We start from the raw sequence: 22,045 nt of genomic DNA, 5'->3' as shown, positions 1-22,045 counted from the left end.
TCCCACGCTAGTGGCGCGTGAGCAGGAAGACCGGGATCACCCGGTCGGTGCGCTCCTCGTACTTCGCGAAGTTGGGCCAGGTCTGCAGCATCACCTGCCACAGGCGGGCGCGCTCCTCCCCCTCGACCTCGCGCGCGACCACCGGCACCCGCTCGCGCTTCCAGGTGATCTCGGCCTCGCCGGCAGCGCGGAGGTTGTGCACCCACACGGGCATGTCCGGGCCGCCGAAGTAGGACCCGGCGATCAGCCACCCGCCGTCGTGCGGCACGCACAGCAGCGGGGTGCTGCGAGGGATCCCGCTCTTGCGGCCCACGACGGTGAGCGTGAGGTTGGGCAGGCCGGCGACGTCGAGGATGCTGACCCGTCCGCCCGACACCCGCTGGAGACGGCGGTCGGTCCACACGACCTGCGGGAGCAGCTTCGGCATCCATGAGATCGCACCGATGCGGATCGCGAGCGGAGTGAGCAGGCCCATGCGCGCAGACCCTAACCCAGGAGCCCGCGCACCGCGCCCGTCACGCCGCCACGTCCCACGACCGCGGCGACGTGTGCGTCGGGCCGGACCACCCACACCTCGTCCGCCCGCAGGCCGAGCTCGTCGGCCGCACCGCCGGGCACGGTCACGGCCGTGCACGGCACGTCGAGGGGTGGGGCGACGACCGGGCCACGCGAGAGGAGCAGCAACCCCCGGCGCGCGAGCTCGCGCAGCCGCCTGCCCTCGACCGCGAGGTCGGGGAGGAGTGCACCGACCGCCGGGTGGGGGTCGGCGCCGTAGCGGTGCGGCGCGTACAGGCGTCCGGAGTCGATCTCGGTCCGGGCGGCAGGGTCGGTCACCGCACGCTCCAGGACGTCGCGCCGGTGGGCCCAGCCCTGGTCGGTCTGCGGCACGAGGAAGTCCATCGTGCGGGTGGTGATCTCCAGGTTCTCCCGGGCGGCGGCCCGGCGCTCGTCGTCGTACGTCGCCACCACCGACGGCGCCGCCCAGCCGTGCAGCGCGAACGCGATCCGCCAGGCGGCGTTCTCGGCGTCGGCGACGCCGGAGTTGAGGCCGCGCGCCCCGAACGGCGCCACCAGGTGCGCGGCATCGCCGGCCAGCAGCACCCGGCCCAGCGCCATCCGAGGGGCCAGCCGGGAGTGGAAGCGGTAGACGGTGCACCAGGCGACCTCGAACGGCCGGTCGCCGACGACCTGCCGGACCCGCTCCTCGAGCGCACCGGAGCGGCGCTCGGCGTCGAGGTCGACGTCGGGCGGGACCTGCCAGTCGATGCGGAAGACCGAGTCCGGGCACGGGTGGATGAGCACCTGCCGCCCGGGGTTCCAGACCGGGTCGAAGTGGAAGCGCCGCTCGAGCTGCCGGTCCGGCAGGTCGCAGCGCACGTCGCAGATCAGGAACCGGTCCTCGAAGGAGCGACCTTCGAAGCCGCCGCCGACCGCGTCGCGGACCACCCGGCCGTGCGCGCCCGCGCAGCCCACGACGTACGGCGTCTCCACCGGGCCCGCGTCGGTCTGCACGGTCACGCCGGCCCCGTGGTCGTCGATGCCGGTGACGGTGGTGCCCCACCGGACCTCGACGGCGGGCGTCCGGTCGATCTGCTCGTCGAGCAGCTGCTCCACCCGGCTCTGGGCGATGTTCACCCAGGGTGGGAACGGGCTGCTGCCGCTGTCGGCGAACTCGACGTGGAACAGCTCGTGCTCGCGGAGGAACGTGCGGGCCACGCGCCAGGTGACCCCCTCCTCGGCGATCCGGCGGCCGACGCCGACGGAGTCCCACACGTCGAGGACGTCGCGCTGCTGGCAGATCGACCGCGACCCGGCCGGCAGCCGCCGGGGCGCGGCCTCCAGCACGAGCGCAGGCACACCCCAGCGCGCCAGGAGCAGCGCGGTCGTCTGGCCGACCGGTCCGCACCCGACGACCACGACCGGCGGGCCGCCGTACATGGAGGCACCGTAGACCCGCGATCGGCTGCTCGTCCGGCGTACGCCGCGGGGTCTCTCGCCGTTCGCCTCCCCGTCGGGCCGGCTCCCTACCGTGCATCGCGTGCTGACTCGTGGCTTCGCGGGCGGGGTGCTCGTCCTGGTGGGCGGGCTCGTCGTGTCGACGCTGCCGGGGTCGACCTGGCTGATGGGCCTGGCCCCCCTCGCCGACCTGCGCGGCGCGGAGGCCGGTCGGATGGCCGGCTTGTCCGTCGTCCTGCTGGGCCTGGGCCTGGTCGCCGCCTCCTGGCTCTCGCTGTGCCGCCACGTGGCCGTGGCCCAGGGCGAGGACCGCGAGGACGCGCTGTCGCTGGTGCGGTACGCCGCGGCCGTGTGGAGCGCGCCGCTGGTGCTGGCGCCGCCGCTGTTCTCCCGCGACGGCTGGTCCTACGCCGCGCAGGGGATGCTGGCGCACCTGGGGCTCTCGCCGTACGAGTACGGCCCCGGGGCGATCGCCGGGCTGCCCGTGGCCGAGGCGGTCGACCCGCGCTGGATGCTCACGGTGACGCCGTACGGGCCGGTGCCCGTGGCGTTCGGCGAGGCCGCCGCCGGCCTCACCGGCAACCCGTGGGTGCTGGTCGTCGGTCACCGCCTGCTCGCGCTGGTCGGTCTGGTGCTGCTCGCCTGGGCGGTGCCGCGGCTCGCGGAGTGGAGCGGGGTCGACCCGGCGCTGGCCTCGGCCGTCGTGCTGGTGTCGCCGTTGATGCTCGCCAACGGCGTCGGCGGACTGCACAACGACCTGCTCATGGTCGGGCTGATGGCGGCCGCCCTGGTGGTGGCGGTGGAGCGCGGCTGGGTGGCCGGTGCCGTGCTCGGAGGACTCGCGGCCGCGGTGAAGCTCCCCGGCGGACTGGTCTGTGTCGGCGTCGCGCTGGTGACGCTGCCCGTGGCGGCCGCCTGGGGCGATCGCGTGCGCCGGCTCGGCGGCGTGGGCCTGGTGTCGGTCGGCGTGCTGCTCGGGCTCGGCGTCCTCACCGGCCTGGGCAGCGGATGGGCGCACGCGCTGGGCGTCCCCGGCACGGTCAGCACCCCGCTCTCGGCCACGACGCTGGTCGGTGGGCTGCTCGACTGGATCTCCGCAGCACTCGGCCTCGGCACGTCGCCGGCGACGTTCCTGGGGATCGTGCGCCAGGTGGGCACCGTCGCCACCGTGGGCACCGTCGTCGTCACCGCCCTGCGCTGGCGCACCGGCGACCGGGCTCGTGCGCTGGAGGCCGTGGCGCTGGTCGTCGGCGTCACGGTGCTGCTCGGCCCGGTCGTGCACCTGTGGTACCTGCTGTGGGTGGTGCCGTTCCTCGCCGCGATCCGGCTGCCCCGCGTCGCCGCCGCGGGCCTGCTCGCGGTGTCGACGGTCTTCGGCCTGGTCGCGCCGATGGACTCATCGCTCCACGACGCCTACTACGCGATCGTGCTCGGCAGCATGATCGTCGCCATGCTCGTGCCGTTGCTGCTGCTCACCCGACGGTCGCGGACCCGCATCGAGCGGATCGTCGGCGCGGAGTGGATCCCCGTGCAGCGGCCCGACCCCCCGGTGCTGATCGAGCCTCAGGTGGAGGTCGGCGTGATGACGCCGCCGACCTCGCCCAGCGTGATCCGCCCGCCCCACGTGCCCGGCGCCGTGTAACGCAGCACCACCTCGTCGCCGTCGTCGAGGAACGCGTCGTCGGCGCCCCAGCCCAGCTCGAGCAGCGAGCCGCGCTGGTCGGGCTCGGGGCCGCTGATCGTGCCGGACGCGAACAGGTCGCCGGTGCGCAGGCTCGCGCCGTTGACCGTGAGATGGGCGAGCATCTGGGCCGGCGACCAGTACATCGTGCGGTACGGCGGGCGGCTGACGACCTCGCCGTTCACCTCGATCTCGACGTCGATGTCCAACCCCCGGGTGGCGCCGGGGCCGAGGTACGGCAGCGGCTCGGGATCCTGCCCGGGCAGCTCGACCCACGCGGCGTCGAGCGCGGCGAGCGGGGTCACCCACGGGGAGATCGACGTCGCGAAGGACTTGCCGAGGAACGGGCCGAGGGGCACGTACTCCCAGGCTTGGATGTCGCGCGCGGACCAGTCGTTGAGCCCGACCACGCCGAAGACGTGCTCGGCGAAGGCGTCGTACGACACGCGTGATCCGAGCTCGGAGCCCACCCCCACGACGAAGCCGAGCTCGGCCTCGATGTCCAGGCGGGTCGAGGGGCCGTACGTCGGCGTCGGGTCGCCACGGCGCTGCCCGGAGGGCCGCACGATCGGGGTGCCCGAGGCGACGACCGTGCCGGCGCGGCCGTGGTAGCCGACCGGCAGGTGCTTCCAGTTGGGCAGCAGCGCCTCGCCGTCGGGGCGGAAGATCCGGCCGACGTTGGTCGCGTGGTGCTCGCTGGCGTAGAAGTCGACGTAGTCGGCGACCTCGATCGGCAGGTGCAGCGCCACGTCCGCGAGGGGTACGGCGTGCCGCAGCGCCTCGGCTTCCGCCGCGGCCTGCTCCCGGGTCTCGCGCCAGGTGTCGGGCCCCAGCGCCATGAACGCGTTCAGCGAGGGTGCCTCGAGCTCGGGGCGGCCGGTGGCCGCGAACAGGTCGACGACCCAGGACTCATCGCCGTCGTCGATGCGCACGCCGACCCGGCGCGGGCCGCCGGCGACGGAGAACACGCCGTACGGCAGGTGGTCGAGACCGAAGCCGTTCATCACATCAGCCCCAGTCGCACGAGGTCGTCCCGCGGCTCGTCGACCGAGCAGGACCCGAAGGAGGTGAACCAGCGCCGGGCGCCGCCGAGGTCGAGCTCACGCGCCTCGGCGGCGAGCGCCCGATCGTCGCGGCGCTCGAGCAGCTCGGTGGTCTCGGCCGTCGTCGCCCCGTCGAACGCGCGGCTGGTGGCGAGGAGGAGGTTGAGGAAGCCGTGGTGCTCGAAGCCGCCGGACTCCGGAGGGCCCGTGTGCCGCACGGCGCGGTGCAGCCCGGCGGTGCACTTGAACGGCGTCTCGCGGTCGAGCGCGGCATCGATCCACCCGGCGAGGGTCGGTGCGGACGGGAACGTGGTCGCCTCGAGCCCGCCGGTGCGGAGCTTGAGCCGGAACTCCTGCGCGGCGACCTCGTCGGCCGCCGCGAGCCAGGAGCCCGGTGTGCAGTCGGCCGGGATCTCGACGTGGACCGGCACGTGGTCGTCGAGCTGCCCCTCGGCGCGGACGGCGTCGACGGCCGCGCTCACCCGCCGAGCCGCGCCGACCGGGTCGCCGGGATCGCGGAGCGCGATCTCGACGCCCTCGACGGCGATGTGCAGCTTGCGCGCCAGCGACGCGACGCCCGCGATGGCGCCCGCGCCGCCGGTCACGACGACCGAGAGGGCCAGGGGCGTGGCCTTGAGCGCCGGCAGGTCGGTGTCCTTGACGACGAACGTGCCGACGAGGTCGGCGTACGGCTGCGAGCGGCGCGCGAGGTGGGCGGCTGCCGCGTCGGCCAGCGGGGCGTCGCCCGGCGGGAAGATCGCGGCGTCGTCGACCAGGCCGCGCCAGGCCAGGGGGAGGGGTTCCGTTGACACGGTCGCTACTCTAGCGAGCAGGCACATAGCGGACGAGTGTGTTCGATTATCGGTGTCATGGTCTCGCGGAGAGGATCGACAGGGCGATGGCTCACTACCGGTGCCTCGGCGAGGTGCCGCCGAAGCGACACACGCAGGCACGAGACCCTGAGGGCCGCCTCTACTACGAGGAGCTGATGGGCGAGGAGGGCTTCTCCTCCGACTCCTCGCTGCTCTACCACCGCGGGGTGCCGTCGGCGCTGGTCGGCTCGGAGGTCTGGGAGCTGCCCGACCAGTCGCGCACACCCAACCACCCGCTCAAGGCCCGGCACCTGAAGCTCCACGACCTCGACACCGGGCGGGACCCCGTCACCGACCGTCGCCTCGTGCTCGCCAACAACGACGTGCGGATCTCCTACGTCGTCGCCGGGACCGACCCGTCGCCGTACTACCGCAACGCGATCGGCGACGAGTGCGTGTACGTCGAGTCCGGGTCGGGCGTGGTCGAGACCGTGTTCGGCGTGATCTCCTACCGCGCCGGCGACTACGTGGTGGTCCCGCGGGCGACCACGCACCGGTGGGTGCCAGCGGAGCGCAGCTGCCTCTACGCCATCGAGGCGAACAGCCACATCGCGCCCCCGAAGCGCTACCTGTCGCGCTACGGCCAGCTGCTCGAGCACGCGCCGTACTGCGAGCGCGACCTGCACGGGCCGACCGCGCCGTTCACGGCGGAGGGCACCGACGTCGAGGTGCTGGTCAAGCACCGCACCAGCGCGGGCGTCGTCGGGACCCGGATGACGTACGCGACCCACCCGTTCGACGTGGTCGGCTGGGACGGCTGCCTGTACCCCTACACGTTCAACATCGAGGACTTCATGCCGATCACCGGCAAGGTGCACCAGCCGCCGCCGGTGCACCAGGTCTTCGAGGGCCACAACTTCGTGATCTGCAACTTCCTGCCGCGCAAGGTCGACTACCACCCGCTGGCCGTCCCGGTGCCCTACTACCACTCCAACGTCGACAGCGACGAGGTCATGTTCTACGTCGGTGGCGACTACGAGGCGCGCAAGGGCTCGGGCATCGGCCTGGGCTCGATCTCGCTGCACCCCGGCGGCTACGCCCACGGGCCGCAGCCCGCGGCGATCGAGGCCTCGCTGGGCGTGGAGTACTTCGAGGAGTCGGCGGTCATGGTCGACACGTTCGCCCCGCTCGAGCTCGGCGAGGGCGGGCTGGCGGTCGAGGACCCGGCGTACGCCTGGACGTGGGCGGGGCGTGGGCCGGACGGCGGAAACCCGGCGGTGTTCTCCAACTCCTGAGGTGCATAGTGGAGTCGTGGAGACGCGCAGGCTCGGCAGGTTGGAACATCGCAGCTCGGTCCTGATCTACGGCGCCGCCGCCCTGAGCGAGGTGACGCAGGACGTCGCGGACCGCTCGATCCAGGAGGCTCTCGACGGGGGCATCAACCACGTCGACGTGGCGGCCAGCTACGGCGATGCGGAGCTGCGGCTCGGGCCGTGGATGCCGCGGATCCGGGACCGGGTCTTCCTGGCCTCCAAGACGGGTGAGCGCGACCGCGAGTCGGCCTGGCGCGAGATCAACGCCTCGCTCGAGCGGCTGCAGACCGACCACCTCGACCTGCTCCAGCTGCACGCCGTCGGCGACCTGGCCGACCTCGACCGGGCGACCGGTCCCGGCGGCGCCCTCCAGGCCGCGCTGCAGGCCCAGGAGCAGGGCATGGTCGGCGCGGTCGGCATCACCGGCCACGGCGACCAAGCGCCCGCCACCCACCTCGAGGCACTGCGTCGGCACCCGTTCGCGACGGTGCTCACCCCGCTCAACCCGGTGCTGTGGCGCGACGAGTCCTACCGCGCCGACTACGAGGCCCTGGTCGCGGAGGTGCGACGGCAGGACGCCGGCCTGATGACGATCAAGACCGTGTCGCGCCGCAACTGGCCCGAGGGTGATGCCCAGCGGTACACCACCTGGTACGAGCCGTACGACGACCAGGCCCGCATCACCGCCGCGGTGTCCTGGGCTCTGTCGCACGACGAGATCACCGGCATCCCCACCGCCGGCGACGTCCACCTGCTCCCCATGCTGCTCGAGGCCGAGCGGCACCGGATCCCGGTCGCCGACGCCGAGGCCCAGCTCGCAGGCGACCCGGCGTACTCCTCGCCGTTCGTGTCGATGCCCTGGTGAGCTGAGGCGGCTAGGCCGGCACCAGCGCCCCGTCGGAGACGGCCGCGTGCACGTCGAGCATCCGGTCGACGGTCGTCTGCCACGGGAACCGCTCGGCTCGCAGCCGCGCGGCGCGCCGTCGTAAGTCGGGGGGCCGGGCGGCCACCCGCAGCACCGCGTCCGCGAGGGACACCGGGTCGGGCTCGCCCCAGGCTCCCGAGTGCCCGTCGACCAGCTCGCGGGCGCCCCCACGGCCGGCCGTGACGACCGGCGTCCCGCTGGCCAACGCCTCGAGAACAGCCAGCCCGAACGTCTCGCCGGGGCAGACCGAGAGCGCCACGTCTGCCTGCGCGATCCTGCGGCTGAGGTCCTCGCGTCCCTCGACGAACCCGTGGAACCTCACCGGGGCGTCGCCCGCGACCTCGACCAGCTCGTCGAGGTGCGGGCCGTCGCCGTACACGTCCATCCGCACCGGCACGCCCCGACGATGCAGCTCGACGGCCGTCGCGACCGCGAGATGGGGGGACTTCTCCCGCGACAGCCGGCCCACGTGGGCCAGGCGCAGCACGGGCGAGACCGGCGCGGGATGCGGCCGGAACGTCTCCAGGTCGACGCCCAGGGGGACGCGCGTCATGGGGCAGCCCGCCGCGTCGGCCACGGCCTGGAACTCGCGCTGGGCATAGCGCGAGGTCACGACCACGGTGTCGAAGCTGCGCACCAGCACCCGGTTGAGCAGCGCGATCGAGACCTTCGAGGTCGTCTCGAGACCGCTGCGCATCGCGAACATGTCGTCGAGACGCTCGTGGGAGAACAGCACCGAGCCGACGTCGCGCCGTCGTGCCCACCGCGCCACCGGGAGCAGCGTGAGCTTGTCGCTGAGCTCGACCGACGTGGGCGCGAAGCGCTCCAGCACGTCGATGACCCGCCACGGCTCGACGATCAGGCGGTAGCCACCACCCACCCGGGGCGCCCGCACCTGCACGACGTCGCCGTGCTCGGTGGTGCGGGCCGCGTCGACCGGCCCGGGCACGACGAGCAGCCGCTCGGCCCCGGCGGCGGCGTACCCGGCGCCCAGGGCAGCGACCGCGGTCTTCATGCCCCCGGAGGCGGGTCCGATGAAGTTGGCCAGCTGGGCGATGCGCACGTCCCGACGGTCCCGTGTCGGCGTGAACGCCCGGCGAGGTCGCGGTGGATGTCCGGTGTCGGCGTGATGGTGCAGCCTGGAGGCATGAGCGGGTGGGCGTGCGAGTTCGAGGCAGAGCTGTGGGAGTGGTCGTCCTCTCCCGCCGGCACCTCGTGGGTGTTCGCGACGGTGCCGGCCGACGAGACCGAGGAGATCCAGCTGCGCTCCGGCCCGCCGCGCGGGTTCGGGTCGGTGCGGGTGGAGGTCACGCTGGGCGGCTCGACCTGGCGCACCTCGGTGTTCCCCGACAAGGAGCGGGGCTACGTGCTGCCGGTCAAGAAGGCCGTGCGCCGCGCCGAGTCCCTCCAGGTCGGGGACCCGGCGCGGCTGCGGCTCGAGCTGGTCTGACGCCCTACGGAGCGACCGGCTCGCGGTTGAGCGTCTTGTAGGTGTAGGCCGTGCCGAGCAGCACCACTGGCACGCTGACCAGGGCGCCGACGACGCAGACGAGGAAGCCGGCCGCGGCGACCAGGCCGCCGACGATGTACCAGACGATCGTGTTCGCGAGGTTGTCCTTCACGAACATCACGCTGGCCTTGATGGCGTCGATCGGCGCCATGTCCTTGTCGATGATGAAGTACAGCGTGTACGACGTCGCGAAGCCGACCACCAGGCCGGGCAGGTAGCACAGGATCGTGCCGATGAACGTCGCGATCGCGATCAGCACGCTGGCGACCACGACCGAGCCGATCTTGTCGGCCTTGACGACGTCGGAGAACAGGAACGGCTTGCCCTCGGTGACGTTGAGCGAGGCCCGGACCAGGCCGGCGCCGATGACCCAGGCAACCACCAGCAGCACGGCGGACAGCAGCGACTGGAGGATCAGGCGCCCGAAGAACCCGGTGCCTTCGTCGCAGTTCAGCACGCCGTTGTCCACCGAGCAGGACGCGTCGCTGGTCATCGCGTTCATGACGAGCGTGCCCAGGACGGCCACGACGCCGAGACCGACCACCAGGACGACCGCGGAGACGATGATCTGGCCCGTGTTGGCCTGGAACTTCGCCCAGCCGTAGGACAGCGCGTTGCCGAGGCTGTAGCCGGTGTTGTCACCGCCGCCGTACGACGGCGCCGGAGGAGGTGGCGGCGGCGGGGTCTGGCCGTAGCCGCCCGGAGGGGGCGGGGGGACGTTGCCGGGAGGGGGTTCGTGCGTGGACATGCGTGTGCTCCTGATCGGTACCGATGGGCAGGCAGTCGCAACGTAGCGCCGTCCTCACCCGTTCGGACAGGCTCATTCGGGCTATTGGCAGGCATCCGGTCGGCTGCTCCGGGTACCGCCACCCCAGGGTTCCCGGGACTTGCCCGGCCGGACAGGATGGTCGTCATGAGACGCAGGTCACGCCAGCACGAGATCGAGGAGGCCGACGTCCACGTCGGCGCGCCGAAGAGCTCCGCCGCCGGGGTCCCGGCGGTCGCGGTCGCGATGAAGCGCGCTGTCGAGCACATGGGCGTGGTGCGCTCCTCCCGCACGCTGCGCAAGCTCAACCAGGTCGACGGCTTCGACTGTCAGGGCTGCGCCTGGCCCGACCCCGCCGCCGGGCACCGCCACCCGGCGGAGTTCTGCGAGAACGGCGTGAAGGCCGTCTCCGACGAGGCGACCCGCGAGCGGCTCGACCGCGACTTCTTCGCCCGCCACAGCGTCGCCGAGCTCGCCGAGCACACCGACTACTGGCTCAACCGCCAGGGGCGCATCACCGAGCCGATGGTGCTGCGAGCCGGCGCGACCCACTACGAGCCGATCACGTGGGACGACGCGTTCGCCACCATCGGTCGCCACCTGAACGCGATCTCGCCCGACCAGGCGGTGTTCTACACCTCGGGCAAGACCTCCAACGAGGCTGCGTTCCTCTACCAGCTCTTCGCCCGTGCCTACGGCACCAACAACCTGCCCGACTGCTCGAACATGTGCCACGAGTCCACGTCGGTGGGGCTCGCGGAGGTGATCGGCATCGGCAAGGGATCGGTGACGCTCGACGACATCCACCACGCCGAGCTGATCGTGATCATGGGTCAGAACCCGGGCACCAACCACCCGCGCATGCTGACCGCTCTCGAGGAGGCCAAGGGCAACGGCGCCAGGATCATCGCGGTCAACCCGCTCAAGGAGACCGGGCTGGTCCGGTTCAAGAACCCGCAGAAGGTGCGCGGCGTCCTCGGTCGCGGCACCGGCCTCGCCGACCTCTACCTGCAGATCCGCACCAACGGCGACCTGGCGCTGCTGCAGGCCCTCGGCCACCTGCTGCTGGCGTGGGGCGCGGTCGACAGCGACTTCATCGACCAGCACACCACCGGCTTCGACGAGTACGCCGCCGCCGCGACCCTGCTCGACTGGGACGCCGTGCTCGCCTCGACCGGCCTGTCCCGCGACGAGATCGAGCAGGCAGCCCGGATGCTGCAGTCCTCGGAGCGCACGGTCTTCTGCTGGGCGATGGGCATCACCCAGCATCGCAACGCGGTCGCGACGGTCAAGGAGATCGCCAACCTCGCGTTCCTGCAGGGCAACATCGGCAAGCCCGGGGCGGGCCTGTGCCCGGTCCGTGGCCACTCGAACGTGCAGGGTGACCGGACCATGGGCATCTGGGAGCGCGCCCCCGAGCACTTCCTCGACGCGCTGCGCGACGAGTTCGGCTTCGAACCACCCCGCGAGCACGGCTTCGACAGCGTCGCGGCGATCAAGGCGCTGCGCGACGGCGACGCCAAGGTGTTCATGGGGATGGGCGGCAACTTCGTCTCCGCGGCTCCGGACACCTCGGTCACCGAGGAGGCACTGCGCTCCGCCGAGCTGACCGTGCACGTCTCGACCAAGCTCAACCGCTCCCACGTGGTCCACGGCCGCGAGGCGCTGATCCTGCCCGTGCTCGGCCGCAGCGAGCGTGACCTCACCGGCGGCCGGCGTCAGCGGGTGACGGTCGAGGACTCGATGTCGGCCGTCCACGCCTCGCACGGTCCGCTCGAGCCGGCCTCGCCCCACCTGCGCTCCGAGGTCGACATCGTCTGCTCGATCGCCGAGGCGACGCTCCCGGACGGGCGCGGCATCCCGTGGGCGGACTTCCGCGCCGACTACACCGAGGTCCGCCGCCGGATCGCGCGCGTCGTGCCGGGCTGCGCCGCCTACGAGGAGAAGGTCGACCAGCCCGGCGGCTTCACGCTGCCGCACCCGCCGCGCGACACCCGCTCCTTCCCCACCGAGAAGGACAAGGCGATCTTCACCGTGAGCCCGATCGAGGTGCTGCACGTCCCCGACGGCCGCCTGCTGCTGCAGACGATCCGCTCGCACGACCAGTTCAACACCACGATCTACGGCCTCAGCGACCGCTACCGCGGCATCGAGGGCGGCCGCCGGGTGGTGTTCCTGCACCGCGACGACATCGCGGCGCTCGGGTTCGCCGAGGGCGACCACGTCGACATCATCAGCGAGTGGGCCGACGGGACCGAGCGGCAGGTGCCGACGTTCCGGGTGGTCGCCTACGACCAGCCGCGCGGCTGCGCGGCGGCGTACTACCCCGAGACCAACCCGCTCGTGCCGCTCGAGCACACCGCCGAGGGCAGCAACCAGCCCGCCTACAAGTCGGTCATCGTGCGTCTCGAGCCGGCGAACGGCGGCCCGACCGGGGTCACGCAGGCCAGCGACGCCAACAAGATGATCCCGGCCGGACGGGGCGACGAGACGAAGCGCGCTGTGCAGCCGCACCACCTCAGCTGACCACGATGCTGGCCGGACCCGGCACACTGGACGCGTGAGCAACCTCGAGGACCGGCCCGACGAGGTCACCTGCGCGGGCGCGGTCACGCCGGGCGTGGAGATCATGACGCCGCGGGACGTCCCGCTCGGCGGGCCACGGGCCATGCGGGTGCGCCGGACGCTCCCGCAGCGACAGCGCTCGCTGATCGGCGCCTGGTGCTTCGTCGACCACTACGGACCCGACCTGGTCGCCGACACCGGAGGCATGGTGGTCCCGCCGCACCCGCACACCGGGCTGCAGACCGTGAGCTGGCTCTTCACCGGCGAGGTCGAGCACCGCGACAGTGCGGGCCACCACGCGATGGTGCGCCCCGGCGAGGTCAACCTGATGACCGCCGGCCGCGGGATCAGCCACTCCGAGGTCTCGCCGCCCTCGACCACGACGCTGCACGGCGCCCAGTTGTGGGTGGCGCTGCCGGACGCCGACCGGTTCGTCGACCCCGGCTTCGCCCACCACGCCCCGACGCCGGTGACCGGCCCCGGGTGGGAGGCCCGGGTCTTCCTCGGCTCGCTGCTCGGTGACGCCTCGCCGGTCCCGACGTACACCCCGCTGCTCGGCGCCGAGCTGCTGCTCGACCCCGGCGCGACGCTGGCGCTCGAGGTGGACGAGACGTTCGAGCACGGCGTGCTCGCGGACACGGGGGTGCTGTCCGTCGAGGGTGTCGAGACGAAGAAGGACGATCTCGCCTACGTCCCGCCCGGCCGCTCGACCCTGACGCTGACGGCGCACGACGAGGCGGTCCGCGTGCTGCTGCTCGGTGGGCCCCCGTTCGGCGAGAGCATCGTGATGTGGTGGAACATCGTGGCGCGCACCCACGAGGAGGTCGTCGCCTGGCGCGAGGAGTGGCAGGCGCAGATCACCGACGCCGGTCTGGTCGACGGGCACTTCGGCGTCCCGGTGGGTGACGAGCGTCCGCCGATCCCCGCCCCGCCCCTCCCCAACGCCCGGTTGCGCCCACGCACCTGACGTATCTGCTCCTGTTGCGGCCGATCGGCAGCAGTTCTGCCAGGTGCGTGGGGGACCAGCGGGGATCAGCGGCGCAGGGTGCCCTGGATGGCGCCGGCCGGGTAGGTAGCGTTGTGGACGTTGACGTAGAAGCGCCCCGGGTGCCGCAGGATCGTGGTGATCGTCCGGGACGGAACGCCCGTCGCGCAGTGCGAGCCCCCGGTCACCGAGCGGCCCAGGTCGACGACGATGCTGCCGTCCGAGGCGCGGTGGATGTGAGCCGAGTCGGGGGTGGCGATGTCCTGCCAGGTGATGTTCGCGCAGACGCGGCCGCGCGCCTTGGCGAGGGTCAGGTGCGCCTCGCCCGACCCGTCCGGGTCGCCGCTGGGCCGGAGCGTCGCCTCGAGTCGTTGGACGGCGGCGCGGTGAGCGGGCGCGGCCTGGGTGGGCGTGCCCGCGAGCGTGCCGGCGGCGGCCAGGGCGAACGCGCCGAGGGCCACGATGGTGCGAGAAGTGCGGATCGACATGGTGCCTCCCGTGATGGGTCCTGCTGGAGACACGTCGGCCGGGCGAGGATGGTTCAAGGACTGTCGGTGCCGTGCGCTTGGATGTGCGCCATGGGACCGGTGATCGGAGAGGACGACGTCGCGCGCTGCCCGTGGGCCGGCGGGCCGGGCGTCATGCGCGACTACCACGACACCGAGTGGGGGGAGCGGGTCCACGGCGAGTCGGCGTACTTCGAACGGCTCACCCTCGAGGCGTTCCAGTCCGGCCTGTCCTGGGCGACGATCCTCACCAAGCGCCCGGCGTTCCGAGAGGTCTTCCACGACTTCGATGCCGACGCGATCGCGGCGTTCGACGAGGGCGACGTCGAGCGGCTGATGCAGGAGCCGCGCATCGTGCGCAACCGGCTGAAGATCGAGGCCACGCTCACCAATGCCCGGGCGACGGTCGCGCTGCGCGACGCGGAGGGGCTCGAGGACTTCGTGCTCTCCTTCGCCCCCGACGAGCCGACCCAGTGGCACGACACCTCCGAGATGGTCTCGATCTCGCCGGAGTCGGTCGCGCTCTCCAAGGCCCTCAAGAAGCGCGGCTTCGCCTTCGTGGGCCCGACCACGATGTACGCCCTGATGCAGGCGCTCGGCCTCTTCGACCCCCACCTGGTCGGCTGCTTCCGCCACGGGGCGCACGCCTGACCACGACGTCGGTTGGTCGAGCTCGTCACCCCGCCGTGGTCGGGCTCGGCGCAGATGCGGGTGTCCTGCTGCCGCAGAAAGGCCCTGGCTTCCTCGACGCGGCTCCACCTCTTCCTGAAGCGCTGGCCCGCGCCACGGGAGAGGCCCTGCCTGACTACATACATGTGTATTAAGTCGGCGAGGCGGCGCCCGCGCACGTGGCTCGACCCGGGCATCTGTCGCGCCGACCGTGACCGCCTCAGCGCAGGGCGGCGGCCTCAGCGGCGAGGCGGGTGACCCGGTCCCAGTCGCCGGCGGCGAGCGCGTCGGCGGGGGTGATCCACGAGCCGCCGACGCACCCGACGTTCGTCAGGGCGAGGTACGTCGGAGCGGACGCGATCGTGATGCCACCCGTCGGGCAGAAGCGGGCGGCCGGGACCGGTGAGGCGACGGACTGGAGGAACGTCGCCCCACCGGACGCTTCGGCGGGGAAGAACTTGAGCTCGGTGCACCCGGCCTCGAGGGCGGCGAGCACCTCAGACACGGTCGCCGTGCCCGGCAGGAAGGGCAGGCCCGTGTCGCGCATCGCGGTCAGCAGCGACGGCGTCGCGCCGGGTGAGACCAGGAACGACGCACCGGCGTCGGCGGCCTGCTGGGCCTGGGCGGGCGTCACGATCGTGCCGGCGCCGACCAGGATCTCCGGGACCTCGGCGGCGATCGCCTTGATCGCGTCGAGGGCGACGGGCGTGCGGAGCGTCAGCTCGATCGCGGGCAGTCCGCCGGCGACCAAGGCACGGGCGACGGGCACCGCGTGGTCGAGCGAGTCGATCACGACGACCGGCAGCACCGGTACGACGTCGAGGATCGAGCCGGGGAGGGACTCAGGCAGGCTGGGCAACGGGGGTCTCCTGGGATCGCGGAGCGGGCGGGGCGGTGACGCCGGGGAACACGCTGGCGCCGGTGTCGGCGGATCCGACAGTGGAGCGGAACGCCGCGAACAGCTCGCGGCCGGTGCCCGCCCAGTCGGCGCCCTGCGGGGCGCCACCGGTGATCGGCCGGGCCGCGAGCTCCTCGCGGTCGACGTGCAGGTCGAGCACGCCGGCGTCCGGGTCGACCGTGACCAGGTCGCCGTCACGCACCCGCGCGAGCGGTCCGCCGAGTGCCGCCTCGGGGGTGACGTGGATGGCTGCCGGGACCTTGCCGGACGCGCCGGACATGCGGCCGTCGGTGACGATCGCGACCCGCTGCCCTCGGTCCTGGAGGACACCGAGGGCAGGGGTCAGCTTGTGGAGCTCCGGCATGCCGTTGGCGGCCGGGCCCTGGTAGCGGATCACCGCGACGAAGTCGCGGCCGTCGAGCTCCCCGGCGCCGAACGCCGTGAGCAGGTCGGCCTGGTCGTCGAAGACGACGGCGGGAGCCGTGACCAGCCGCTGCTCGGGCGTCACGGCCGAGGTCTTCACCACGGCGCGGCCCAGCGGGCCGGTGAGCACGCGCAAGCCGCCGTCGGGCGCGAACGGCGCGTCGGCAGGCCGCAGCACCGCCAGGTCGAGCGACTCCTTCGGCCCCTCCTCCCACGTCAGGTCACGGCCACGGAGCACCGGCTCGCGGGTGTAGAGCGAGAGGCCGCGGCCGGCGACGGTGCGGACGTCCTCGTGCAGCAGCCCGGCGCGCAGCAGCGTGTGCACCAGGAACGCGATGCCGCCGGCGGCGTGGAAGTGGTTCACGTCCGCGGCGCCGTTGGGGTAGATCCGGCACAGCAGCGGCACCACGGCCGAGAGGTCGGAGAGGTCGTCCCACGTCAGCGTGATGCCGGCGGCGCGGGCGATCGCCACCAGGTGGATCGTGTGGTTCGTCGACCCGCCGCTGGCCAGCAGCGCCACGCAGGCGTTGACGATCGCCCGCTCGTCGACGATCTCGCCGATCGGCGTCGGTTCGCCACCCTGGCGGGTGATCTCGGTCGCCCGCCGTCCGGCGGCGCGGGTGAGCGCCTCCCGCATGGGGGTGCCGGGGTTGACGAACGACGAGCCCGGCAGGTGCAGCCCGAGCAGCTCCATGAGCAGCTGGTTGGAGTTCGCGGTGCCGTAGAACGTGCACGTGCCGGCCGAGTGGTACGACGCCGCCTCGGCCTCGAGCAGCTCGGCGCGGCCGACCTTGCCCTCGGCGTACAGCTGGCGGACCGTGGCCTTGTCGCCGTTCGGGAGCCCCGAGGCCATCGGACCGGCGGGCACGAACACCGTCGGCAGGTGGCCGAAGGACAGCGCGCCGATCAGCAGGCCGGGCACGATCTTGTCGCACACGCCGAGCATCAGCGCGCCGTCGAACATGTCGTGGGAGAGCGCGATCGCGGTCGACATCGCGATGACGTCGCGGCTGTAGAGCGAGAGCTGCATGCCGTCGCGGCCCTGGGTGATGCCGTCGCACATGGCAGGCACGCCGCCGGCGAACTGGGCGATGCCGCCCGCGCGGACCACGGCCTTCTTCAGCTGCTCGGGGTAGTCGCGGAACGGCTGGTGCGCCGAGAGCATGTCGTTGTAGGCCGACACGATCGCGAGGTTCGGCTTCACGTGGCCGCGCAGCGCGCGCTTGTCGTCGGGCTCGGCGGCGGCGAAGCCGTGGGCGAGGTTGGCGCACGCGAGCCGGCCGCGGGCCGGACCCGCCTCGCCGGCCTCCCGGATGCGGCGGAGGTACTCCGCTCGGCTCTCGGCGCTGCGGGCCACGATCCGGTCGGTGACGGCCTGGACCGTCGCGTTGATCTGGGTGGTCACTGGTCGAGCTCCTGCCAGGTTCGGCCGTCCCGCTCGAGGAGCATCGCGGCGGCGGTGGGTCCGGGCGTGCCGGCGGGGTAGCGCTTGGGGCGCTCGGCGTTGGCCGCCCAGCGCTTGAGGATCGGCTCGGTCCACGTCCACGCGGCCTCGACCTCGTCGCGACGCATGAACAACGTCGGGTTGCCCTTCATGACGTCCATGAGCAGCCGCTCGTAGGCGTCGGGCAGCCGGACCTGGAACGCGGTGGCGTAGCTGAGGTCCAACGAGACCGGGCGCAGCCGGTAGCCGCCGGGCCCGGGCTCCTTGGCGGTCAGGTGCAGCTTCATGCCCTCGTCGGGCTGGACCTGGATGTGCAGCCGGTTGGGGGTGGTGACGCCCTCGGCCCCGGGGAACATCGAGTGCGGCGGCTCCTTGAAGACAACGACGATCTCGGAGGCCCGACGGTCCAGCCGCTTGCCGGTGCGCAGGTAGAACGGCACCCCGGCCCACCGCCAGTTCTGCACCTCGGTCTTGAGCGCGACGAACGTCTCGGTGAGCGAGCCGCCCTGGCCACCGGTGGCCTTGAGGTCGTCGGAGTACGACGGCACGGCGGCGCCGTCGACCAGCCCGGCGACGTAGCGGCCCCGGACGGTGTCGCGGTCGACGTCCTCCTCGGACATCGGCTTGAGCGCCTGGAGCACCTTGAGCTTCTCGTCGCGGACCGTCTCGCGCCCGACGTACGTCGGCGGCTCCATCGCCACCAGACACAGCAGCTGCAGGAGGTGGTTCTGCACCATGTCGCGCATGGCGCCCGCGTTGTCGTAGTAGGGACCGCGACCGCCGACGCCGACGGTCTCGGAGACCGTGATCTGGACGTGGTCGACCCACCGGGAGTTCCACAGCGGCTCGAGGAAGGTGTTGGCGAACCGGGTGACCAGGAGGTTCTGGACGCTCTCCTTGCCGAGGTAGTGATCGATCCGGAAGATCTGCGACTCGGCGAAGACCCGTCCGACGGCCTCGTTGACCTCGCGGGCCGAGGCAAGGTCGTGGCCGATCGGCTTCTCCAGCACGACGCGGGCCCGGTCGTCGACCACGCCGATCTCGTCGAGGCGCTGGCAGATCGACCCGAACAGCCGTGGGGCGACCGCGAGGTAGAAGACGCGCACGGCGTCCTCGACGCGCGGCCGGTCCTTGAGCAGCTCGTGCAGACGGTGCCAGTCGTCGGGGTCCTGGGCGTCGAGGGGGAGGTGGTGCAGCCGGGCGGTGAACCGCTCGACGACCTCCTCGCGCAGGTCGCCACGCGGGACGTGCGTCGTGAGGGCGAGGCGCACCTGCTCGCGCCACCCGTCGTCGTCGATGGGCGAGACCGAGACGCCGAGGATGCGGGTGTCGGCGGGGAGCTGGCCCTCGAGGTCGCGGTGGTAGAGCGAGGGGAGCAGCTTGCGGAGCGCGAGGTCTCCGGTCCCTCCGAACACGGTGAAGTCGCACACCTCGGGCAGGGCGTGCGGGGCCGGAGTCGGGTCCATGGCGTCAACGCTAGAGAGAAGTTTGGATCGATACAACCCTATCTAAGGTCTTTTCAAGAACAAAGAAGACCGGTTTATGCTCAGCTCGTGACTCAGCTGGTCGAGAACCGCGAGACCGCCGCTCCCGCCACCGCCGGCGAGCTGCTCGAGCTCGTCCGCACCGGACGCGCCATCACCCGATCCCAGCTGCGCGCCCTCACCGGGCTCTCGCGCACGGCCGTCACGGCGCGCGTCAGCTCGCTGACCTCGGCCGGCCTGCTGCTGCTCGGCGAGGAGCTCGCCTCCACCGGCGGCCGGCCGCCCGGGGCGCTGGTCTTCAACAAGGACGCCGGCGTGGTCCTCGCGGTCGCGATCGGCCGGTCCCGCACCCAGCTGGCCGTGCTCGACCTCGATGGTCAGGAGCTCACCGCCGACTCCCGCGACCACGAGGTCGGCGTCGGCCCCGACGAGCTGATGGCAGAGATCGTCGACCGGTTCCGGGTGCTGCTGGAGAGCATCGAACCGCCCGTGCTCGGCATCGGGCTGAGCCTGCCCGGCACCCTCGACCCGGCGCGGGGCCTGAGCATCGGGTCGCCGGTCATGTCGGGCTGGGACGGCGTCCCGCTCGCGCCCTACTTCGCCGACCTCGCGCCCGCGCCGCTGTTCGTGGGCAACGACGCCGACGTCCTCGCGCGCTCCGAGCTGCTCGGGGGAGCGGGCGAACTCGGCGACGTGCTGGTCGTCAAGGCCTCGACCGGCCTGGGCCTCGGGATCATCGCCGGCGGCCGGGTGCTCAGCGGCCACCTCGGCGCGGCCGGCGAGATCGGCCACACGATCGTCGATGCCGCCGGCGACCTGCCGTGCCGCTGCGGCGCCGTGGGCTGCCTGGAGACCATCGCCGGCGGCTGGTCGCTGGTGGCCCGGATGGCCGAGTCGGGCCACCCGGTCGGCCACGTGCGCGAGCTGGTGGCGCTCGCGCTCCAGGGCGACTCCGTCGCGCGCGGGCTGCTGCGCGACAGCGGCCGCGAGCTCGGCCAGGTGCTGGCCGTCGCGATCAACCTGTTCAACCCCGCGGCCGTCGTCATCGGTGGCGACATGGGCGCGGCCTTCGACTTCTACGTCGCCGGCGTCCGCGAGAGCGTCTACCGCCGGGCCGCGCCGCTCGCGACCCGTGACCTGAAGTTCCTGCCCTCCACGCACGGCGCCCGCGCCGGTGTCGTCGGGTGCGCGGCCCTCGCGCTCGACCACGTGCTCAGCCCGGTGGCGGTCGACAGCCGATTGGCCGGGCAGGGCTGACCCCGGGGCACTACCTTGTGCGCGTGACCCGAGTACACGCCTTCGGCGACGACGCGCTGGGCTCCCTCGACGCGGTCGGGCTCGTCGAGGCGATCCAGGAGGGGTCGGTCGCGATCCCCGAGGCGGTCGAGGCCGCCATCGCCCGCACCGAGCGGCTGCAGCCGGAGCTGCGTGCGCTCTCCTCCGTGGCCTTCGACCGCGCCCGCGCCGAGGCCCGCGACCCGCGCGGCGGCTACTTCGCGGGCGTACCGACGCTGGTCAAGGACAACGTCGACGTCGCCCGGATGCCCACCCAGCAGGGCTGCGACGCCTACCAGGGCCGGCCGGCCGCCCGCGACGGCGACTTCGCCCGGATGTTCCTGGCCACGGGCCTGGTGCCGCTCGGCAAGACCCAGCTCTCGGAGTTCGGGTTCAGCCCGTCGGCCGAGCACCCGCGGCTCGGGCCGGTCCGGTCCCCCTGGGACACCGCGCGCACCGCCGGCGCCTCCTCGGCCGGTACGGCGGCGCTGGTCGCCGCCGGCGCCGTGCCGATCGCCCACGGCAACGACGGCGGTGGTTCGATCCGGATCCCCGCCTCCGTCAACGGCCTGGTCGGCCTCAAGCCCACCCGCGACCGGCTCGCCCAGGACCGGATGACCCGGCAGATGCCGGTGCGGATCGTTAGCGACGGCGTGCTGACCCGGTCGGTGCGCGACACCGCCGCGTTCCTCCGTGAGGCCGAGCGGGTCTACCGCGCTCTGTCGCTGCCGCCGATCGGTGACGTCACCCGGCCCGGCCGGGCCCGCCTGCGCGTGGCCGTCCACACCGGCGGCCTCGGTCGGACCGTGTCGCCGGAGGTCTCCGAGCTCACGCTCAAGACCGCGCGCCTGCTGGAGGAGCTCGGCCACGAGGTCGAGCAGGTCGAGCACCCCGCTCCGGCGACCGTCCCGGAGGACTTCTTGCTGTACTGGTCGATGCTCGCGATGACGATCGTGCGCTCGGGACGCCGCGTCGCGGGGCCGTCGTGGGACCGCGGGCGCCTCGACAACCTCACGCTCGGCCTGGACCGGCACTGCCGGCGCCGGATCCACCGACTGCCGGGCGCGATCTCCCGCCTGCGCCGGCTCACACGGGTCTCGGCGCTGTTCCACCAGCGCTACGACGTCGTGCTGACCCCGACCCTCGCGCACGAGACGCCGCTGGTCGGCCACCTCGACCCCACCAACGACTTCGACACGGTGATGGAGCGCATCCTCGAGTGGGTCACGTTCACGCCGTGGCACAACGCGACCGGCGACCCGGCGATCTCGCTGCCGCTCGCGACCACGTCGAGCGGGATGCCGCTGGGCATGATGTTCGCCGCCGGGGCCGGCCGCGAGGCCACCCTCCTGGAGCTCGCCTACGAGCTCGAGGAGGCCGCGCCCTGGCGGCGGATCACCGACTGACCCGGGGGACGACGAGCAGCGCCTGCGACGAGCGCGCGACCTGACCCCGGAGGCGGAGTCGATGCACGCCAGCAGCCGCTGGACCGGGCTGGTCGGCTCGCCCTCGACCAGGGCAGGGGGGCGCCACGGGACCGACCGGGACCGGTCCGAGCAGCTCCATCGTGAACCGTCCGATGCGGGTGCCGGTGGCCGCGGGCAGGCGCTCCACGGCCCGCGCGAGCAGCGCCGCAGGCGGCCCTCCGCGCCGGGCCTCGGGGGTCCACGGACCGGCCGTCGAGGGCAGCGACTCGAGGGTCTCGCGGTGGTCGTCGGTGGGGTCCGAGGGGCTGTCGAGACGGCGGTAGAAGGCGGTCGGTCGAGCCGATTTTTCGTTCACCCGCACCC

General features: G+C 72.9%; 20 protein-coding genes. 9 read left to right on the top strand and 11 right to left on the bottom strand.

Annotation, left to right across the window (positions count from 1 at the left end):
* Positions 1 to 7 precede the first annotated feature (7 nt).
* Both Q0L15_RS05010 and Q0L15_RS05005 read right to left on the bottom strand, forming a co-directional pair.
* Complete coding sequence (locus Q0L15_RS05010) at positions 8 to 475, bottom strand: nitroreductase family deazaflavin-dependent oxidoreductase (protein WP_296602680.1); 468 nt, start codon at positions 473 to 475, stop codon at positions 8 to 10.
* 11 nt (positions 476 to 486) lie between these two features.
* On the bottom strand, positions 487 to 1,938 hold the full coding sequence (locus tag Q0L15_RS05005) for an FAD-dependent monooxygenase (protein ID WP_296602678.1): 1,452 nt from the start codon (positions 1,936 to 1,938) through the stop codon (positions 487 to 489).
* 100 nt (positions 1,939 to 2,038) lie between these two features.
* On the opposite strand from Q0L15_RS05005, the gene mptB reads away from it, so the two are divergent.
* Entirely contained in the window at positions 2,039 to 3,598 is a 1,560-nt protein-coding gene (mptB, locus tag Q0L15_RS05000) for a polyprenol phosphomannose-dependent alpha 1,6 mannosyltransferase MptB (protein ID WP_296602676.1), read from the top strand.
* Here the strand turns inward: mptB and Q0L15_RS04995 are convergent.
* Entirely contained in the window at positions 3,520 to 4,641 is a 1,122-nt protein-coding gene (locus tag Q0L15_RS04995) for a fumarylacetoacetate hydrolase family protein (protein WP_296602674.1), read from the bottom strand. The genes mptB and Q0L15_RS04995 overlap by 79 nt on opposite strands.
* The gene (locus tag Q0L15_RS04990) at positions 4,641 to 5,492 is read right to left on the bottom strand and encodes a hypothetical protein (RefSeq protein WP_296602672.1); all 852 of its coding nucleotides are present in this window, start codon (positions 5,490 to 5,492) and stop codon (positions 4,641 to 4,643) included. Before Q0L15_RS04990 ends, Q0L15_RS04995 begins: the two co-directional genes overlap by 1 nt.
* A gap of 86 nt (positions 5,493 to 5,578) precedes the next feature.
* Here Q0L15_RS04990 and Q0L15_RS04985 point away from each other — a divergent pair, with 86 nt between their 5' ends.
* Both Q0L15_RS04985 and Q0L15_RS04980 read left to right on the top strand, forming a co-directional pair.
* Positions 5,579 to 6,787, top strand: a complete 1,209-nt coding sequence (locus Q0L15_RS04985; protein ID WP_296602671.1) for a homogentisate 1,2-dioxygenase domain-containing protein — start codon at positions 5,579 to 5,581, stop codon at positions 6,785 to 6,787.
* Between the two features lie 16 nt (positions 6,788 to 6,803).
* Positions 6,804 to 7,670, top strand: a complete 867-nt coding sequence (locus Q0L15_RS04980; RefSeq protein WP_296602669.1) for an aldo/keto reductase — start codon at positions 6,804 to 6,806, stop codon at positions 7,668 to 7,670.
* 10 nt (positions 7,671 to 7,680) lie between these two features.
* On the opposite strand, the gene Q0L15_RS04975 is transcribed toward Q0L15_RS04980, so the two are convergent.
* A complete protein-coding gene (locus Q0L15_RS04975) occupies positions 7,681 to 8,793 on the bottom strand; it encodes a glycosyltransferase (protein WP_296602667.1) in 1,113 nt (370 codons plus the stop codon).
* A gap of 84 nt (positions 8,794 to 8,877) precedes the next feature.
* On the opposite strand from Q0L15_RS04975, the gene Q0L15_RS04970 reads away from it, so the two are divergent.
* On the top strand, positions 8,878 to 9,180 hold the full coding sequence (locus Q0L15_RS04970) for a DUF1905 domain-containing protein (RefSeq protein WP_296602666.1): 303 nt from the start codon (positions 8,878 to 8,880) through the stop codon (positions 9,178 to 9,180).
* Between the two features lie 4 nt (positions 9,181 to 9,184).
* Here Q0L15_RS04970 and Q0L15_RS04965 read toward each other — a convergent pair whose 3' ends face one another.
* The gene (locus Q0L15_RS04965) at positions 9,185 to 9,988 is read right to left on the bottom strand and encodes a hypothetical protein (protein WP_296602665.1); all 804 of its coding nucleotides are present in this window, start codon (positions 9,986 to 9,988) and stop codon (positions 9,185 to 9,187) included.
* Positions 9,989 to 10,153: 165 nt separating this feature from the next.
* Between Q0L15_RS04965 and Q0L15_RS04960 the strand changes: the two genes are divergently transcribed.
* Together Q0L15_RS04960 and Q0L15_RS04955 are read left to right on the top strand one after the other, a co-directional pair.
* Entirely contained in the window at positions 10,154 to 12,532 is a 2,379-nt protein-coding gene (locus tag Q0L15_RS04960; protein ID WP_296602664.1) for an FdhF/YdeP family oxidoreductase, read from the top strand.
* A 34-nt stretch (positions 12,533 to 12,566) separates the two neighbouring features.
* Positions 12,567 to 13,538: a pirin family protein gene (locus tag Q0L15_RS04955; protein ID WP_296602662.1), complete on the top strand. Its 972-nt coding sequence runs from the start codon at positions 12,567 to 12,569 to the stop codon at positions 13,536 to 13,538.
* A gap of 65 nt (positions 13,539 to 13,603) precedes the next feature.
* Here Q0L15_RS04955 and Q0L15_RS04950 read toward each other — a convergent pair whose 3' ends face one another.
* Positions 13,604 to 14,044 carry a CHRD domain-containing protein gene (locus Q0L15_RS04950; RefSeq protein WP_296602660.1) on the bottom strand — a complete coding sequence of 147 codons (441 nt, stop codon included), beginning with the start codon at positions 14,042 to 14,044 and terminating at the stop codon, positions 13,604 to 13,606.
* A gap of 90 nt (positions 14,045 to 14,134) precedes the next feature.
* Between Q0L15_RS04950 and Q0L15_RS04945 the strand changes: the two genes are divergently transcribed.
* Positions 14,135 to 14,713 carry a DNA-3-methyladenine glycosylase I gene (locus tag Q0L15_RS04945; protein ID WP_296602658.1) on the top strand — a complete coding sequence of 193 codons (579 nt, stop codon included), beginning with the start codon at positions 14,135 to 14,137 and terminating at the stop codon, positions 14,711 to 14,713.
* 238 nt (positions 14,714 to 14,951) lie between these two features.
* Here Q0L15_RS04945 and eda read toward each other — a convergent pair whose 3' ends face one another.
* Genes eda through zwf form a run of 3 tightly spaced genes read right to left on the bottom strand, consistent with a single transcriptional unit; the run spans position 14,952 to position 18,962 of the window.
* Positions 14,952 to 15,590: a bifunctional 4-hydroxy-2-oxoglutarate aldolase/2-dehydro-3-deoxy-phosphogluconate aldolase gene (eda, locus tag Q0L15_RS04940; protein WP_296602657.1), complete on the bottom strand. Its 639-nt coding sequence runs from the start codon at positions 15,588 to 15,590 to the stop codon at positions 14,952 to 14,954.
* Positions 15,574 to 17,457: a phosphogluconate dehydratase gene (gene edd / locus Q0L15_RS04935; protein ID WP_296602656.1), complete on the bottom strand. Its 1,884-nt coding sequence runs from the start codon at positions 17,455 to 17,457 to the stop codon at positions 15,574 to 15,576. Before edd ends, eda begins: the two co-directional genes overlap by 17 nt.
* On the bottom strand, positions 17,454 to 18,962 hold the full coding sequence (gene zwf / locus Q0L15_RS04930) for a glucose-6-phosphate dehydrogenase (protein ID WP_296602654.1): 1,509 nt from the start codon (positions 18,960 to 18,962) through the stop codon (positions 17,454 to 17,456). The genes edd and zwf overlap by 4 nt, the downstream gene beginning before the upstream one ends.
* An 87-nt stretch (positions 18,963 to 19,049) precedes the next feature.
* Here zwf and Q0L15_RS04925 point away from each other — a divergent pair, with 87 nt between their 5' ends.
* Together Q0L15_RS04925 and Q0L15_RS04920 are read left to right on the top strand one after the other, a co-directional pair.
* Positions 19,050 to 20,237, top strand: a complete 1,188-nt coding sequence (locus tag Q0L15_RS04925; RefSeq protein ID WP_296602652.1) for an ROK family protein — start codon at positions 19,050 to 19,052, stop codon at positions 20,235 to 20,237.
* A 23-nt stretch (positions 20,238 to 20,260) separates the two neighbouring features.
* Positions 20,261 to 21,661 (top strand): amidase, encoded by a 1,401-nt coding sequence (locus tag Q0L15_RS04920; RefSeq protein ID WP_296602650.1) that lies wholly within the window; start codon positions 20,261 to 20,263, stop codon positions 21,659 to 21,661.
* On the opposite strand, the gene Q0L15_RS24950 is transcribed toward Q0L15_RS04920, so the two are convergent.
* On the bottom strand, positions 21,651 to 22,037 hold the full coding sequence (locus tag Q0L15_RS24950; RefSeq protein WP_366939540.1) for an acyl-CoA thioesterase domain-containing protein: 387 nt from the start codon (positions 22,035 to 22,037) through the stop codon (positions 21,651 to 21,653). The two genes, Q0L15_RS04920 and Q0L15_RS24950, sit on opposite strands and share 11 nt — an antisense overlap.
* Positions 22,038 to 22,045 lie beyond the last annotated feature (8 nt).

Source organism: Nocardioides sp., from assembly GCF_024509035.1.
Lineage (GTDB): Bacteria > Actinomycetota > Actinomycetes > Propionibacteriales > Nocardioidaceae > Nocardioides.
This window is presented reverse-complemented; position numbering and strand designations above follow the sequence as displayed.